The organism is Paenibacillus sp. OAS669, assembly GCF_014873645.1.
GTDB classification, from domain to species: domain Bacteria; phylum Bacillota; class Bacilli; order Paenibacillales; family NBRC-103111; genus Paenibacillus_S; species Paenibacillus_S vulneris.
Window position 1 is genome coordinate 301,052 of sequence record NZ_JADBDR010000009.1, and the last position, 16,360, is coordinate 317,411.

Here is a 16,360-nt window from a genome sequence, read left to right on the forward strand (position 1 = left end):
CATCCATTAATAAAAGCAGCAACAGCGCGGTCAGGGCCTGAAGCCCTTTCCGCGCTGTTGCTGCTTTGCAGCTCAAGCTGAAACAAAGTATTGCTATTTCTGCATACTCAGCAGCAAGGTGACGGCTTCCGCCCGCGTCGTGCGGTCGTTCGGAGCAAAATTCCCCCGCTCCCGTCCTTGGACAAGTCCCTTCTGCTGTGCCGCGGCAGCGTAGCCCTTGGCCCAGGCCGGAATGCTCTCCGCATCGGAGAATATTCCGTTCACCGATTCAGGCGAAGCCGGAGCAAGCCGGAAGGCTTTGGCCGCCATCGTCATCATTTCGGCGCGGGTCACTTGCGCGTCGGGCCGGAATGTGCCGTCTTCGTAGCCGTTCACGATGCCGCTCTGTACGGCTGCCCCTACTGCCGGGGCAGCCCACGCAGGAATGGCATTCCTGTCGGTAAACGGAATGGCTTCCGCGCCAAGTCGTCCTTGCGCCGGGTTCATCGTCTGCATAAGCATGACGACGAATTGCGCGCGGGTTACCGCTTCATCCGGACGGAACGTGCCGTCTTCGAACCCGCTCACTATACCGCAGCCCGCGGCCTCCGTCACGTTTTGCTCTGCCCAATGCCCCGGCATATCCGTAAAATGAACAGCTGGAGCCGGTGCGTAGCATCGTTGGGCCTTGCCGTCAGCAGGCTTCTCGGGCTGCTTTGGCTCTTCTGCCGGTTTGGTTCCTTCTTCCGGAGGCAGAATCACTGCCGGCGAAGAACCGGAGGAGCCTCCCCTAGAACCCGAAGGCGGTGCCCGATGAACGATAACCGTGTAAGAAAGCTTCGTCTTCCGATCCTGCGCCGTTACCTGAATGTCCATGACATTATTTCCTATTTGCAGAGGAATCGCTTCCGATGCCTGCCCGTTAGGAATTGCCTTGCCATTCAGCGTGATTTGCGAATCCGGCTCATAGACCGAAGCAGTCACCGTCGTTTGGACTGCCCCGTAGCCTGCATATACGTCATAGGCTGTTATTCCGCTGTCAAAAGAAGGGGTTAACACACCCGCGGAGAACGTTAGCCCCGTCAGACTGACCTTCGAGCTTGGTTGGCGATGGACATCCACGGTATAGGACTGCGTACTAACTCCATCCTGAGCCGTAACCAATACGGTAATCGGATTGGATCCTACCTTCAACCCTATCGGCTGCGACGGTTTGCCGCTTGCCGCGAGCTGGCCGTTGATGGTCAACGTCGCATTGCGGTCATATACGGAGGCTGTTACCGTTGTGCTGGCCGTTTCATTCCCTGCTGCCGTCTCGTAATGGAAGACGCCGCTGTTGAACGAAGGGCTTAAGTCTCCCGCGGAGAGCTGAAGGCCGTTCAATAATCCATTCGAGCTCGGTATCCGTATCACATCCACCTCATACGATTGTGTCGTAACACCGTCCTGAGCCGTCACAGTAACCTTGACCGGATTGCTTCCTACCTTCAATTCAAGCGGCACGCTGCCGCTGCCGCCCGTAACGGAAACGCCGTTGATTTGAAGCGCTGCAGCCGGACTGGAAGCCCTGGCTTGAACCGTTATAGAGTATACATTATTCGTAACGGTCGAGGTGTATCGGGTAACCCCCTTGTCAAACTGCGGGCTGAGGATTGCAGGACTCACGCTTAATTCCGCCAAGCCCGTATCATTCGAAGGTTCTCTAGTTATGGTCACCGTATACGGCTGAACGGTAATTCCATCCTGAGCCGTAACCTGTACCGTGAAGGTTTGTGATCCTACTTGAAGGCTGACCGGGTTCGATACGGATTGGCCGTTTTGCAGGATTTGCACGGTCGCATTAGCATCCGCAGGAGCCGCAATGATTGACGTGCTCTTGGTGTCATACGGTGCCTTGGCCGTGTAGCTGTAAGTCGTACTTGTGACCGTTTCATTCAAGGCCACGCCGCTCAGCTCCAGCGTCCCGAGCCCTGCATTATCCGAAACTACGGTGAATCGGTTTTCCGCAGACACCGTACTTACATTCCCTGCCGCGTCAGCAGCTTGAGCCTGAACCGAATGCAGGCCTAAAGCAAGTCCGGCTGCAGGAGCATAGCTCCATTTCCCTTCGGTATCCGCCTTCACATCCGCCGTTCGAGTCCCATCCACATACACGCTAATAGTGACGCTGGATTCTGAGGTTCCCGAAATTTCAGGCTTACTCCGGTTCGTCACGCTGCCGTCGACCGGATGAAGAACTACAGGAGCCGCTGGCGCTATCGTATCAACGATAAAAGCATGTTCAATCGATACCGGGCTCATATTGCCAGCCGCATCTATCGCTTGAGCCTTCACGAAGTGCTGTCCTTCGCTTAGCGGAGAGGCAGGAGTAAATTCCCAGCTTCCGCTGCTATCGGCGGCAATTGAAGCATTCGCTCCACCATCCAGTGTAATCCGGATGGATGCGGAAGCCTCAGCGCTTCCTCGAAGGACAGGCTGTGCCGTACTCAGAACCGCTCCCTCTGCCGGCGCCTCTATAACAGGGGCCTGAGGGGGCTCTGTATCAATGGTCCACGAAACGGCGGCAGATGCAGGACTCGTATTCCCGGCTGCATCCTTCGCGGTTGCTTGCACGCTGTGCGTTCCGTCAACGATAGCCGCCGTTGGCGTATAGGCCCATTGACCGCTGCCGTCTGCCTTCACGACCGCAGCATCGCTGCCGTCCAAGCGGATCTGAATCTCGGCACCCGCTTCAGCGGTTCCCGAGATGACAGGCCTGTTAACCGCGGATAGGGTACCATCCACGGGCGATAGTACGATCGGCGCCAAAGGCGCTGCGGTGTCTACCGTCCAAGTCAATGCTGCCGAAGCCGGGCTGGTATTCCCTGCGGCATCTGCTGCCTTGGCGCTCAGCGTATGCAGCCCATCCGATAAAGCGACGGCCGGGACGAATGTCCATTTCCCTTCGGTATTCGCCTCGGTCGTACCGGCAGGAACCGCATCAACATCAATCGTTACGGTAGAACGGGCTTCCGCCGTTCCCGTTATGTTAGGCTTGGCGTCGGCCATTACGGCGTCCTGTACAGGGTACAGGATATCCGGCGCATCCGGGGCCACAGTGTCTACAGTGAAGAGGAGCTCTTCACTCGTTTCGCTTGAATTTCCGGCTGCATCTATGGCGACGGCAGTTATCGTATGCAACGAGTCCGTTAATGGCACGGAAATCGTATAGGACCAATGTCCGCTGGAATCTGCAGCGGCCAAAGGCATGTCATTGCCGTCGATAGAGACCTTGACCGCCGCCCCTGCTTCTGCCGTACCCCGAATGACGGGCTTGTTATTGCTCGTCACAGCCCCGGACGCCGGTGAGGTAAGGATAGGAGCTGCCGGTGCCGTACGGTCAATCTGTACCTGGGCAGTTGAAGCAGGCCCAACATTACCCGCTTGATCGACCGATCTGGCGCTGATGATGGTTTGGCCTTCGGCCATGATGGATAGCTCGCTGCTATAGATCGTCCAATCCAAAGCTGTTGCGCCGGACAAGCTGTATTCGGTCCGGCTCACACCGGAACCGCCGACGTCCGTTCCGGCTGTTATGGCTACGGGCACAGCATCCGCTGACGTCCAGCCGCTCACGCCGGGCGTCACGACAGGTGCCGCCGGCGGCGTCCGGTCTATTGATACGCTGTGGGTCTGAACCTCGCTTTGATTACCGGCCTTATCTACTGTTCTTGCACTGACCGTAGTCTGACCCTCTGCGGTTATGTTTAGCTCGACTGTATAAGGCGACCAGCCTAAGGTTACCGCTCCGCTCAGGCTGTACTCCACCTTTTGTACTCCTGAGCCGCCGTCATCCGTCCCGGCCGTTATCGTAACCGACACGCTATCTACTGCTGTCCAGTCGGTCGTTCCGGCAATGACCGGAGCCGTCGGAGCTGTCTTATCTATAGAGACGGTTCGTGCTGCAGCTACGCTTCTATTCCCGGCGTTGTCTACAGTTCTTGCCGTAATCGTGGTCTGGCCCTCAGCCGACAGGACGATGGCTCCTGTGTAGGGAGTCCAGTCCAAAGCTGTTGCTCCCGTTAAGCTGTACTCTGTACGCTGTACCCCGGAGCCACCGTTATCCGTCCCGGCTGTAACCGTAACGTTAACATTCTCCGGCGTCCAGGTCGAAGCGCTTGCGCTTAGGGTCGGAGACGTCGGCACCGTTTGATCGATTTGGACCACCGTCGACGTAGGGCTGCTAACGTTGCCCGCATGATCTACGGTTCGGGCCGTTACCGTCGTCTGACCTTCTTTATCGATCACGATGGGTGCCGTGTACGCTGTCCAGGCAAGTGTCGTCGCACCGGTTAAGCTATACTCCGTCCGCTTCACCCCCGAACCTCCGCTATCCGCCCCATCTGCTGCCGATACAGTAACTGCAGCAGCGGACGTCCAGCCCGTCACACTAGGAGTAAGCGTCGGCGATTGCGGCGCGATTTTGTCAATGAGCTGGGCAGCCGTGCTAGTCGTACTCACATTGCCGGCATTATCCACCGTTCTTGCCGACACGGTCGTCGTGCCCCCCGAAGTGATAGCAATAGGGGCTGTATAGGGAGTCCAGTCCAACATAGTCGCACCGGACAAGCTGTACTCCACCCGGTTGACACCCGAATGGCTGTCTGTTCCCGGTGTTATCGTTACATTCACATTCGATGAAGTCCACGAGCCGCCTGGCGGGGATATCGCAGGAACGGCAGGCGGTGTCCGATCGATCTTTACCGTCTTGCTGCTCACCGCACTGATATTGCCTGCCTTGTCTATAGTTCTTGCAGCTATATCCGTTTGGCCTTCGGCAGTGACAGTTATGGGTCCTGCATAGGTTGTCCAGCCCGCAACGGTCGCTCCGCTCAAGCTGTATTCCGTACGATTCACTCCCGAGCCGCTATCCGTTCCGCCTGTAATCGTTACATCGACACTCGCGCCGTTCGACCATGCTATCGATGCCGGATTCACGGCTGGAGCGGTGGGGAGCGTCTTATCTACTTGAACCGTAGCTGTCCCCATCGCACTGATATTGCCCGCATTATCCATACTTCTTGCTTCAATAACCGTTTGCCCTTCAGCGCTGATCGTGAACGGACCTCCATAAGCGGTCCAGCTCCCCCCTGAGAGCCTGTACTCCGTTTTGCCGACCCCTGAGCCGCCGTCCGTTCCGGGAGTTATCGTGACGGAAACGTCGTTCTTGCTCCAGGCTGTCGTCGCCGGGGTAACGATCGGCTTTGTCGGCGCGGTTTTATCTATATTGATGTCCGCCGTGCTTTCCGTACTGATGTTGCCTGCATTGTCAATGGCCCTGGCCTTGATCGTGGTTTGCCCCTCCGCCGTAACCGTAACCGTTCCTGTGTAGGCTATCCAGTCGAGTGTCGTGGCTCCAGTCATGCTGAACTCCAGCCGGTTCACTCCCGATCCTGCCGTATCTGCTGCTCCCGTTAACGTAAATGTCACATCCGCACTCGACCACGAAGATGAGGAACGATTGATGGCAGGAGCCGTCGGCGGGACCCGGTCTATTTTGACGACAGCTGTTGTGGTAGAGCTCAGATTTCCGGCATTGTCCACGGTTCTTGCGCTGATTTGGGTCTGCCCGGAATTGGTGATCGTTATTGGTGTACCCTCCGTATAAGGTGTCCAGTCCTGCGCGGTCGCACCGGACAAGCTGTATTCGGTTCGATTGACGCCGGATTCCGCATCCGTACCGGGTGTCAACGTCAAATTAACATCTTCAGCCGTCCAATCGCTTGGAGCTCCTGAAATAAACGGTGCCGTCGGAGGTATAAAATCAAATGTCAGCTTATAAACCGACCGATTATCCACATAATCCTTATTGTATCCGCCCATAAGATACACGTCATTTCCTATTGGTATCATACTGGCATTGACCAAGCTATCCAGATTCGGATTGTCTTTTACCCATGTATCGGTATCCGGATCATATAGATAAAAATAATTATTGCCCATCACTAACACCTTACCGTTAGTAAGCGTCACCTGGGCATGTCTAAAAAAAGTATTTCCCCCCTCATAAGGCAATCTTGCTTTTTTAGTCCAAGTATCGTGGGAAGGATCATAGATATAAGTATCATAGGAATAGATGTAACCGCTCTGCCCTCCTGTGACCATGACCCGGCCGTCCTTGAGCGTACTTTGTGCGGCACCGTACAATCCTATCGGAAGTGGAGCCACTTCATCCCAACGGTTAGCGGAAGGATCGTATAGGTAGGCATTATTATATAACGTGCTGCTATAAACCGAATAAATCTCATTGGCTCCCCCGGCAACGAGCACTCTCCCGTCAGGCAGCGTACTTTGCGAATGACCAAAAGAGACATGCGGCAAATTCACTGCATTAGTCCAAGTGTTTGAGCTGGCATTATAGATCCTTGCAAGGTTGTTGTACGTATAACCTACACCACTTGTAAAAGCAGCACCGCCCGTTACAAGCACTTTGCCATCCTGAAGCTTGGATAGTTTATGATAGGCTATATTCAACGGCGGCGCATTGGAGGACCAAGTCTGGCTGGCTGTATTGAATATGTAGGAATGCTGAGGATACTTGAATTTACTTGTGTCCTCTCCCCCGGTTAACAGAATGTCTCGGCCCGAGAGCGCGCTTGCCGAAGCCCCCGGCAGTATTTCAGGCGGATTAGCCGCAGCCGGAAGCTGCTCCACCATCACCGCCGCATGAACGGTCCGTTCCAAGCCTGCAAGCATACAAACGACAAAAACCGCGAGCCCCAACAGTCCACGCAGCATTTTGGGTATCAAATGGGTATTCCTCCTTACCTTTGGACGGACAAGCCGCCATATTGACATGCGAATGGTCCCATAGTACCAATTCTTTTTTATTTTGAATATTAACTTAAGTTAACTATTGCCCAAAATAGAGTCTAACGACGGAGAGCGCGTTCACTGCCTTCCCTCCGATAAGCCTCTAGCCAACCTAGGCTCCCCAAGCGCAAAAAAATACCCCCATGCCGAGAGCATGAAGGCTTCCGTAAACGTTTATTAAGTTAGATAACCGGTAAAATTAATGGGCTGAGGAGGAAGGTTTATTTCCTTTATTCGGACTTGAAGTACCTTCTGAGCAAGGTACCTCCAGCTCCTTTTATACGTTAACCTGCTGAATTCGAATATCATACCGTTTGCTTAAATCCACGAATTCGTCATCGACTTTGACTAAAGGGGTCTCCCTGCTGTGGGGATTCAGGTAAACAACCTCTCCTTCACGGCCGTCCGATAGCGAGACCGTTTCACCGATCAACCGGTTGATCATATTATCCAGAAATACCGAGACGATGTTCGGATCCAGCTCACCGAAGAGCCCCTTTCTCATACGGCTGACAATTTCATGGAATGGGATAGGGTCGTGGTACGGCCGTTTGGACGACATCGCGTGAAAAATATCCGCCACCGCAACGATTTTACTGAAGTAATCGACCTGGTCATGCTTAAGGCCTAACGGATAGCCCTTGCCGTCGTTACGTTCATGATGCTGCAGCGCGATAAGCGGAATACGCGGATCCAAGCCTTCGGTATTTTTGAGAAGGTGGTAGCCGTAAATCGTATGTTTTTTTATAAGCTCATATTCTTCCCCGGTTAATTTGCCCGGCTTATTCAATATTTCGATCGGTACGTTCACCTTACCAACATCATGGAGGGTAGCCGCCAGCGATAGCATGGACAGCTCCGGTTCCGGAAGCTTTAGCCATTTGCCGATTAGCGTGGATAAGATGCCTACACCAATATTGTGCTGGTACGTATATTCGTCCGTCGCTCGAACCACCTGAAACAAACGAAAAATATTGGAGTGCCCCGACACCTGCTGGATCACTGGGAGGAGCTCTTCTTGAATTTCCGCCAAGGGGATTTTTTGAGATTTGCCGATCATTTGGAACAGCTCTTCGGAGGTTTGAACCGCTTGATCAACCGAAAGCTTGTATGCATCCTCCACTTCGGATACGAGGATTATGGATAAGGGGTCTACATTATGCTTAGTTAGCAATTCCATATGAAGATCCGTCATTGTGGTTCCCGCAGGTATGAGAGTCATCCCATACGAGTTCGTAATATCATTCTTCACTTTTTTCCCGACGCAGCTATCCATGTCCTCTCCCCTATTCCCAGTGCAGATTAGTTCATCAATACCTTACTGATGGCCTCTAGCACCCGCTCCTTCTGGAACGGCTTCACAATGAAGTCTTTGGCGCCAGCCCTAATCGCATTCACTACCATGCCCTGCTGCCCCATAGCGGAGCACATAATGACTTTGGCCAGAGGATCGTGCTTTCTAATTTCCGTCAGCGCCTCAATCCCATCCATCTCAGGCATCGTAATATCCATCGTCACGAGATCCGGCTTTACCTTTTTGTACAGCTGCACCGCTTCTTCACCGTTAGCCGCTTCCGCCGCAATCTCGAACCCACTGGCGCTCAGCATATCCTTTAACATCTGCCTCATAAAGGCCGCATCGTCGACAACCATAATTTTCGTCATAATCCATCTGCGCTCCCACATAGTTGAACTAACCCAACGAACCGGTCACGGGGATGAGGAGCGATACGATACGTCACGTAGTTTTCCTGATGCGCCCCTTGTTCATGTCAGCTCGTTAGTTTTACCTATTGTACAACATTTCCAATTGGCGTTTGATTAAGAATTGTTAATCTTTTGTAAGTGGACTCTGTATGAAAAACAGCGTTCAAACCTCATTCCCTGTAAACGAGATTGTATTTTTGTATCAGGATGAGCGTCGTTACAACCGATATGAGCACCTTCATACTATCGATAGAGAAAATCCCTTGCTGTATAAAGATGCTGGCGCATAATCCGAATCCAACGACCGCTATGTAAGTCGCCGCCATGTAAGCCCTGTGAAACCAACGGCTTTCCGAATAGCTCCATTCCAATACCGTTACGGTGAACACCGTTAAGCTTTGCAGCAGCAGTCCGATGCCGGAAATGACCTGGATAGCAGACCCTCTATCAAAAAGCAGTGTATAAGCGGACCAGTAGATTTGAAATAAGGACAGCAGCATCAGCATGATCATGGATTGGCGGTAACGTTTGTGCATAAGAGGCCTCCTAGTACTCTTTGGGGTATGGGGAATTCGTTGCTTGATCCCTCATTTTCTTAGCAGCTTATTCTTAAATCTATCGTACCACATTTAATAAATAGGGGAGGCCCATCTGGCCTAAAAAAAGGTCATCCTTCAACAGCCTAAATCGCTCTTGAAAGATAACCTTGGTTGAATCCCGATAAGGGTCCGCTCTGTTTCCTTTATCAGGTGAAGATTAGATGCTATTTCGTTGTTTATGGCGCGATTCCTTCGCTTTCTTTAATATCCGCGATTCTCTTCTTGCCCCATTCATACATCAATTCAATGATCGGTAGCAGCGTCTTTCCAAGCTCCGTTATGGAATATTCGACCTTCGGGGGCACCTCGGGAATAACCTCCCTATGTACAATCCCGTCGTCTATCAATTCCTTCAGCTGACTCGTAAGCATTTTGTGCGTGATTTTGGGAAACAGCCGCTGAAGCTCACTGAACCGGCGGGTCCCCTCCGTACCCAAATGCCACAGAATGACAATCTTCCATTTTCCGCTGATCATAGCTAAGGTCAATTCTTTCTCGCAGTTAAAATCTCCGTTCTTGATCTTATCCAGTATTTCCTGCCTGAGGTCCGACATGATTCCCTCCCACGCTTAGTTACTTTTTGGGTACCACCGCACAAATAAGTGCATTCTTCTTTATTCTCTCCACAGGGGTTAAGATGTATTTTGTATTAACCAACCCGATTCATAGAGAGAGGTGCTTGCCGTATTGCTGTCCAAAACCAAGCTTCACAAATATGATAAACACCTCACTCAAACTATAAGGTAAGTTCTTTAAAGGAATTCAAATTATAACAGAAAAGCTATTAATAAAAAACATATTAGGAGGATTCTATGATGGAACTGCAATTAGCGTTAGACTTGGTTGACATCCCGCAAGCAATTGAACTGGTGAAGGAAGTGGAGCCGTACATCGATATCGTAGAAATCGGCACGCCGGTTGTTATTAACGAAGGACTTCGAGCGGTAAAAGAAGTCAAAGCCGCTTTTCCTCATCTTAAAGTTTTAGCGGATTTGAAAGTCATGGATGCTGCCGGATATGAGGTCATGAAAGCATCCGAAGCAGGCGCGGATATTGTTACCATCCTTGGAGCTGCTGAAGATATGACGATTAAAGGCGCCGTAGAAGAAGCCAAAAAACAAGGCAAAAAAATTCTGATCGATATGATCAGCGTGAAGGATTTGGCACAGCGTGCCCAAGAGGTTGACGCGTTCGGCGTAGACTACATCTGCGTTCATACAGGCTATGATCTGCAGGCCGTAGGCAAAAACTCCTTCGAGGACCTCCGTACCATTAAAGCTGTAGTTAAACATGCCAAAACAGCTGTCGCCGGCGGCATTAAATTAAGCACATTGCCAGAGGTTATTCAAGCTCAGCCGGATCTAATCATCGTAGGCGGCGGAATTACCGGGGAAGACAATAAACAAGCCGTTGCAGCTGAAATGCAAAAGCTGATCAAGCAAGGGTAATGTCTATGATACAGACGGCACCTTTAAATACGATAAGCAAAGAATTGAGCCGTTCGGTGGACTTAATCTCCGAAGAGCAAGTCGAACAACTGGCCGACCGTATTCTTCGATCGAAGAAAGTATTCGTCGCGGGCGCGGGCCGGTCCGGACTCATGATGCGAGCCTTCGCTATGCGGTTGATGCAAATGGGAACCGAAGCGTATGTCGTAGGAGAGACGGTTACTCCCAACATGGAGGCGTCGGATACGCTAATCATAGGATCTGGCTCCGGGGAAACTCGAAGCTTGGTGCCTGTGGCCGAGAAAGCGAAAAGCTTGGGCGGTTCCGTCGCCGTTGTCACCATTTTTCCTGAGTCCACTATGGGAAAACTGGCTGAGCTGGCCGTGAAGCTGCCCGGAGCACCGAAGGATCAATCCAGTTATACTGCTCAAACCATTCAACCGATGGGAGCCTTGTTCGAACAAACGCTATTAGTTTTCTGCGACGCCGTTATCCTTAAAATCATGGAAAAGCAAGGCTTAAGCTCCGGTACGATGTTTGGCCGTCATGCTAATTTGGAGTAGATGTGATGCCCTCACGAGTTTTCGTGGGGGCTTGTTTGTTTAAGGGAAACTGGGGAGTTTGAAAAATGGGCTTCGGTTCTTCCGGTAGGATATCTCCTTCCGGCCGCTGTTGTTCTCAGAAAATTTTCAATATATTCGCTTTAGAGCGGGTATTTTCCGAGAACAAAGGCGGGCGCTTTCGCTCCTCCAGGAGATACCCCACCTATTACCCTTTCGCAATTTTTCAGGTATAGTTTCCCAAACAAACCGCGTCCACACGAATATCGTGAGGGCTATTTTTTTGGGTAAGGAAGCGGATCTTTTGGCGGCATGAGCATGAACATATCGTATTTGTTCCTCCGTCGTTTTATAATAGGTAGATACTATTCTTTTATGAGAAGCAAGGAGCTTTGCTATGAGCTTGTTTACTGCATTAAACGATGAGCAGTGGCTGCTGCTGCTGGAACAAGTGGCCAAGAGCTTTAACGAAGTCACGCTAAGTCGAGGATTTACCTATTTTAAACAACAGCGCATTGTTAGAATGATCGCTTCCGAGGATCGGGTGATTCAAGCTTGGGTATCCGGCTCGGGCTCGGAGGAATACAAGGTGACTTTGCATTTAAATCATTTTTCGTCCAACTCCTGTACATGTCCGGTTCAAGATACGTGCAAGCACCAGGCGGCGGTGATGATGGAGCTTGCGGATCGGCTGGGCTACCCTGTCTCGCAACTTGTGAATGCCAAGCACCACATCAAACGAATCAAAGCCACCCCTTCTCCCGAGATGCTGCTTGCCAATTTGCCCGGTATGAAGATTAGTGGCTGGCATGAAATGATGAATCAGCTGACGTCCCATGTGACGCCGTCCTATGATTTGGGGATGTATTCGGACATGCTGAGTAACCAGCTGCAATCGATTCGTATGGACTCTGTCCCCTTTTCGGATACGGATCGAATGTATTTTGAACTGCACCTAGAGCTGTTTATTTTGCGAAAAATGAAAGAACAGACCGCCAAAAATAATGTAAATTATTATACTTCTTTTGCGTTATACCGCCATTCCGATAAAATACTGGCCTGGCTGCAGGAGCATTCCGCTTTGGTCGACTTCACCCTCAATCCGGATCGGATTAAAGAAACGCTAGCTTACTTAAGACAGCAGATGCTTGAGGATAATCATCAACATGAGCCTGAATTCAGAATCTATACGAGATTATGGGAATGCGGGGCCGATCGTTCTCCTGAAGCTGAAGTATGGGCATCTGAAGAATTAAACAGCTTGGAGGAGCAGCCTGCTCATTCCAGCGCCTTGTATTTGCTGGCGGTCAAAGCCTACCTGCTGCTTCAGCGATCTCAAACGAAAGAAGCATGGAAAACTCTCGAAGAAATCCAAACCATAAAAAAGGCGCCGTCGAGTCTGTTTTTCCCCTTCCTCTATCATCTTTTGAAAGCTCGTGAGCTGGATGCCCTGGTGGAATGGCTAATCCAAACGGCTCCTTACTTCTACGGCCTGCAAAGCAAGGAACAGGATCTCTATATCTCCATCTGGAAGACAGCCATCTCCCACGTTCCGCAAGCCGAAAAGCACCTGTGGCCTGTACTGGAAGAAATGCTGCCTCACTCGATATCCATTATGGAGGATTTACTATACGAGCAAGGGAAATGGAAGCCTTGGCTGGAGCTCCAGCTGATTCAAGGACATGACCCTCATTATCATCGAGTCAGCGTATTGCAGCCTATCGAGAAAGAAGAGCCGGAGCTCCTTCTGCCTTATTACCATCAAGCGATCGAGCAGTATGTTGCCCAAAAAAATCGCCACGATTACAAATTAGCGGTCAAATTGCTGAAACGGCTGGAGAAGGTGTACAAAAAAATGAAGCAGGTCGATCGCTGGGACCGTTTTTTTGGCGGTTTTCTTGAACGGCATAGCCGGCTGCGGGCGCTGCAGGAGGAAATGAAGAAAGGAAAGCTGCTGGAATGATCACACAACTGTATGACATGACGTTGCATGTACTATTAACGGATAGCGGAGATGCGCTGCTATGGGGTCAGCAAAATGGCCATGACGTTCCCGGCAATCGATTCCGCAAGCTGTTGTTCGCTTGGCACGAACCGTCCTATTACGGAACGACTCTGGAGCTGCAGCAAGCTGGTGAGCTTACAGTGACGGTCCTTCCTGCGGAAATGGTGCTGGAGTTTTTCACCGAGCCGAAATTTATCGGCATCCTTCGGTGGGAGGGTGGCAATGATGCCGTCAATAGCTTGCTACAGGCAGCCCCCATTCTATTAAGAGAAGCGATAGAAGGACGATTTGTGCCTAGCTACAGCTCGTTCCGCAGCGGAAAGCTGCAGTGGACATGGGATTTTGGATCGGAGGAGCTGAAGGAGCTCGATTGGGATTCGTTAAAAAGCCTTGATACCTCGGGAGAGGAGCTATCGGGTCTTCGTTCTGCTTTTTCTGCAGCCGTCTCTGCGCAGCATTATGTCAGCGAAGCCGCCATGGCCGACTTGCGCCGGGATTATCCCGCCTTGTTCAAGGGGCGTGATTCGGCAGCGGCAGTTTCGGCTGCCGCATTTACAGAGGAAGAGTGGCTTGCCTCCTTGGGCTGGAAGCCGGATATGGCCCCCTTCCGTCCTGCGCTTCAGCTGCTGGAGCCGGACGAAGAGCAGTACGACTGGCAGCTCAGGCTCGTGCTGCAGGACAAAAGCGACAACACCGTGCTTGTCCCTATCCGCTTGACCTTGGACGGACAAGCCTTCGGGACCTGGGCCAGTGAATGGAGCCCCTATATCCGGGAGCGCTCTCCCGGGTGGGCGGCCAGACTGGCCGCGGCGCTTCCAAGCGCAACTACCGGCAGCGAGCTCTTCGCAGAGCCGCTGAGTGACGAAGCCGCTTGGCGGTTTCTAACCACGGACAGCCGCGAGCTGCTGAGCGACGGCTGGAATGTCATGCTTCCCGGATGGTGGGAAGCAGCCTCCAAGCGCAAGCCTCGGCTGCGCGCGCAGGTCTCCGCCGAGGCCGGCGGCAGAGGCCAGTCGCTGTTCGGGCTGAACGCCCTCGTCGACTTCGATTGGCGCATCGCCATCGGCAACGCTGACCTCAACGAGGCGGAGTTCGCCGAACTGCTAAGCCGCAAGGAACGGCTGATCCGCTTCCGCGGCGAATGGGTCTACCTGGATCCTGCCCTTCTGGAGCAGATCCGTAGAATTATGGAAAGCATGGATCCGGAAGAAGGCTTGTCCCTGCAGGATGTCCTCCAGTTGCACCTATTAAGCGAGGCGGGACAAGGGGAGCGTTCTTCTGAAGGGCGGCGGAATGCCGAGGCAGATGAGGAGAACGAAGAAGAGCGAATCCAGATGGAGATTGAGCTGAACTCTCATCTATTAGCGCTGGTTCGACAGCTTGGGCAGCCTTCGGAGCTGACAGAGCTTCCGGTGCCAGAGGGACTGCGAGCTGAGCTCCGGAGCTATCAGCGTGAAGGCTTCACCTGGCTAAGCTTTCTTCGAAAGCTTGGGTTAGGCGCCTGCCTGGCCGATGATATGGGCCTCGGCAAAACGATACAGTTCATTACCTACTTGCTGCACCATAAAGAAGAGTCAGAAGCTCCTGCGCTGCTTATCTGCCCCATCTCCGTGCTTGGCAACTGGCAGAAGGAAATAGCCCGCTTTGCACCCGAATTAAACGTGCAGGTCCACTACGGCAAAGGCCGCTTAAGCGGTGAGGCGTTCCATGCCGCATTGCAGGATGCGGACGTTGTGCTTACTTCTTATACAACAGCACTACTGGACCAGGAGGTGCTTCAAGAAGTGCAATGGAGCTCTCTGTGTCTGGATGAGGCGCAAAATATTAAAAACGTGCAAAACAAACAATCCGCCGCTGTTCGCTCCCTAAAAGCGCGGCATCGTATTGCACTAACAGGTACACCGATTGAAAATCGCTTGTCTGAGCTGTGGTCGATCTACGACTTCCTTAACCCAGGCTATCTGGGGAATTCACGCGGGTTCCAGCATCGCTTCGCCAATCCGATCGAGAAGCATCATGATGAAGTACGGACCCAGCAGCTTCAAAAGCTGGTGAAGCCGTTCATGCTCCGCCGCAAAAAGAATGATCCTGCCATCCAGCTGGATCTGCCGGAGAAGCTCGAGATGAAGGTGTATATTAACCTCACCCTCGAGCAAGGCGCGCTTTATGAGCAGGCCGTGAAGGATCTTATGGAACGTATGAAGAACCTGGAAGGAATCGAACGAAAAGGAGCCATTCTAGGAGCCCTAACTCAGCTTAAACAGCTTTGTAACCATCCTGTGCTATTGACCAAGGAAACGGGTCTATCTGAAGAGGTGCTGCTATCCGAGGAGCATCGTGAAGCGTTCATTACGCGTTCCGCGAAGCTGGAACGGCTTGTTGCCATGGTCGATGAGCTTCGGGACGAAGGCGATTCCTGCCTGATCTTCACCCAGTATGTAGGCATGGGCCGCATGCTGGCCGACGTGCTGCGGATGCATCGGGGCGAGCCCGTTCTGTACCTGAACGGCAGCACCTCCAAGGCGGATCGGGATAAAATGATCGATCAATTCCAGGCTGCAGACGGGTCGGGACCCGGCATCTTCATTTTGTCTTTAAAAGCCGGCGGCGTCGGCCTCAACCTGACGGCGGCCAATCACGTATTCCATTTCGACCGTTGGTGGAACCCGGCCGTGGAGAATCAGGCAACCGACCGTGCATACCGGATGGGACAAAAGCGCAACGTCCAAGTGCATAAATTCATTTCTCTCGGAACTCTAGAGGAGAAGATTGATGAGATGCTCGAGAGCAAGATGAGCTTGAGCGAGAACGTCATTTCTACCTCGGAAAATTGGATTACCGAGCTGTCGAATGATGAGCTGCGTGATTTGTTCACGCTTCGTCAATCATGGTGATGATCAGCGATTATCCCTAGGAAAAAACTAAGCATCCATCTCCGTCATTTTGACCAAGATGGATGCTTTGTATTCTTATGTACGGAAAATGGTTAAGAGGCTTGCTCTTGAACTTATCGAAATGAGCGGCAGATCAATGATGCTTTTATGCTCTGCCATAAGATACACCTTTGATCTGGGTGCTAATAAAACAAAAAAGCACCCACAAAGTGAGTGCTTTGATTCGCTTGGCGACGTTCTACTCTCCCAGGACCCTTCGGTCCAAGTACCATCGACGCTGGAAGGCTTAACGTTCGTGTTCGGTATGGGTACGCGT

9 protein-coding genes and 1 rRNA gene are annotated in these 16,360 nt (G+C 52.0%); 4 read left to right on the plus strand and 6 right to left on the minus strand.

Annotation, left to right across the window (positions count from 1 at the left end; translation table 11 throughout):
• Window positions 1-93: 93 nt before the first annotated feature.
• The 5 genes from GGC63_RS21080 to GGC63_RS21100 form a co-directional block, all read right to left on the minus strand.
• On the minus strand, window positions 94-6,768 hold the full coding sequence (locus GGC63_RS21080; RefSeq protein WP_192703980.1) for an OmpL47-type beta-barrel domain-containing protein: 6,675 nt from the start codon (window positions 6,766-6,768) through the stop codon (window positions 94-96).
• 340 nt (window positions 6,769-7,108) lie between these two features.
• Entirely contained in the window at window positions 7,109-8,107 is a 999-nt protein-coding gene (locus tag GGC63_RS21085; RefSeq protein WP_192703981.1) for an HD-GYP domain-containing protein, read from the minus strand.
• 26 nt (window positions 8,108-8,133) lie between these two features.
• The gene (locus GGC63_RS21090) at window positions 8,134-8,496 is read right to left on the minus strand and encodes a response regulator (RefSeq protein ID WP_225948369.1); all 363 of its coding nucleotides are present in this window, start codon (window positions 8,494-8,496) and stop codon (window positions 8,134-8,136) included.
• Window positions 8,497-8,708: 212 nt separating this feature from the next.
• Window positions 8,709-9,074: a hypothetical protein gene (locus GGC63_RS21095; RefSeq protein ID WP_192703982.1), complete on the minus strand. Its 366-nt coding sequence runs from the start codon at window positions 9,072-9,074 to the stop codon at window positions 8,709-8,711.
• A gap of 239 nt (window positions 9,075-9,313) precedes the next feature.
• The gene (locus GGC63_RS21100) at window positions 9,314-9,691 is read right to left on the minus strand and encodes a winged helix-turn-helix transcriptional regulator (RefSeq protein WP_079911951.1); all 378 of its coding nucleotides are present in this window, start codon (window positions 9,689-9,691) and stop codon (window positions 9,314-9,316) included.
• A gap of 261 nt (window positions 9,692-9,952) precedes the next feature.
• On the opposite strand from GGC63_RS21100, the gene hxlA reads away from it, so the two are divergent.
• The 4 genes from hxlA (at window position 9,953) to GGC63_RS21120 (ending at window position 16,044) form a co-directional block, all read left to right on the plus strand.
• Complete coding sequence (gene hxlA, locus GGC63_RS21105) at window positions 9,953-10,585, plus strand: 3-hexulose-6-phosphate synthase (protein ID WP_192704005.1); 633 nt, start codon at window positions 9,953-9,955, stop codon at window positions 10,583-10,585.
• Window positions 10,586-10,590: 5 nt separating this feature from the next.
• Window positions 10,591-11,148 (plus strand): 6-phospho-3-hexuloisomerase, encoded by a 558-nt coding sequence (gene hxlB / locus GGC63_RS21110; protein ID WP_192703983.1) that lies wholly within the window; start codon window positions 10,591-10,593, stop codon window positions 11,146-11,148.
• Window positions 11,149-11,542: 394 nt separating this feature from the next.
• Window positions 11,543-13,108, plus strand: a complete 1,566-nt coding sequence (locus GGC63_RS21115) for an SWIM zinc finger family protein (RefSeq protein WP_192703984.1) — start codon at window positions 11,543-11,545, stop codon at window positions 13,106-13,108.
• On the plus strand, window positions 13,105-16,044 hold the full coding sequence (locus tag GGC63_RS21120) for a DEAD/DEAH box helicase (protein WP_192703985.1): 2,940 nt from the start codon (window positions 13,105-13,107) through the stop codon (window positions 16,042-16,044). Before GGC63_RS21115 ends, GGC63_RS21120 begins: the two co-directional genes overlap by 4 nt.
• A 225-nt stretch (window positions 16,045-16,269) precedes the next feature.
• Here the strand turns inward: GGC63_RS21120 and rrf are convergent.
• A 5S ribosomal RNA gene (rrf, locus tag GGC63_RS21125) occupies window positions 16,270-16,360 on the minus strand; the annotation flags it as partial.

Excerpts from the sequence above, each read along its gene's own strand:
- GGC63_RS21090 (WP_225948369.1), bottom strand. The coding sequence starts at position 8,496 with ATGACGAAAATTATGGTTGTCGACGATGCGGCCTTTATGAGGCAGATG.
- GGC63_RS21095 (WP_192703982.1), bottom strand. The coding sequence starts at position 9,074 with ATGCACAAACGTTACCGCCAATCCATGATCATGCTGATGCTGCTGTCC.
- GGC63_RS21115 (WP_192703984.1), top strand. The coding sequence starts at position 11,543 with ATGAGCTTGTTTACTGCATTAAACGATGAGCAGTGGCTGCTGCTGCTG.
- GGC63_RS21100 (WP_079911951.1), bottom strand. The coding sequence starts at position 9,691 with ATGTCGGACCTCAGGCAGGAAATACTGGATAAGATCAAGAACGGAGAT.
- GGC63_RS21120 (WP_192703985.1), top strand. The coding sequence starts at position 13,105 with ATGATCACACAACTGTATGACATGACGTTGCATGTACTATTAACGGAT.
- GGC63_RS21085 (WP_192703981.1), bottom strand. The coding sequence starts at position 8,107 with ATGGATAGCTGCGTCGGGAAAAAAGTGAAGAATGATATTACGAACTCG.
- hxlB (WP_192703983.1), top strand. The coding sequence starts at position 10,591 with ATGATACAGACGGCACCTTTAAATACGATAAGCAAAGAATTGAGCCGT.
- hxlA (WP_192704005.1), top strand. The coding sequence starts at position 9,953 with ATGGAACTGCAATTAGCGTTAGACTTGGTTGACATCCCGCAAGCAATT.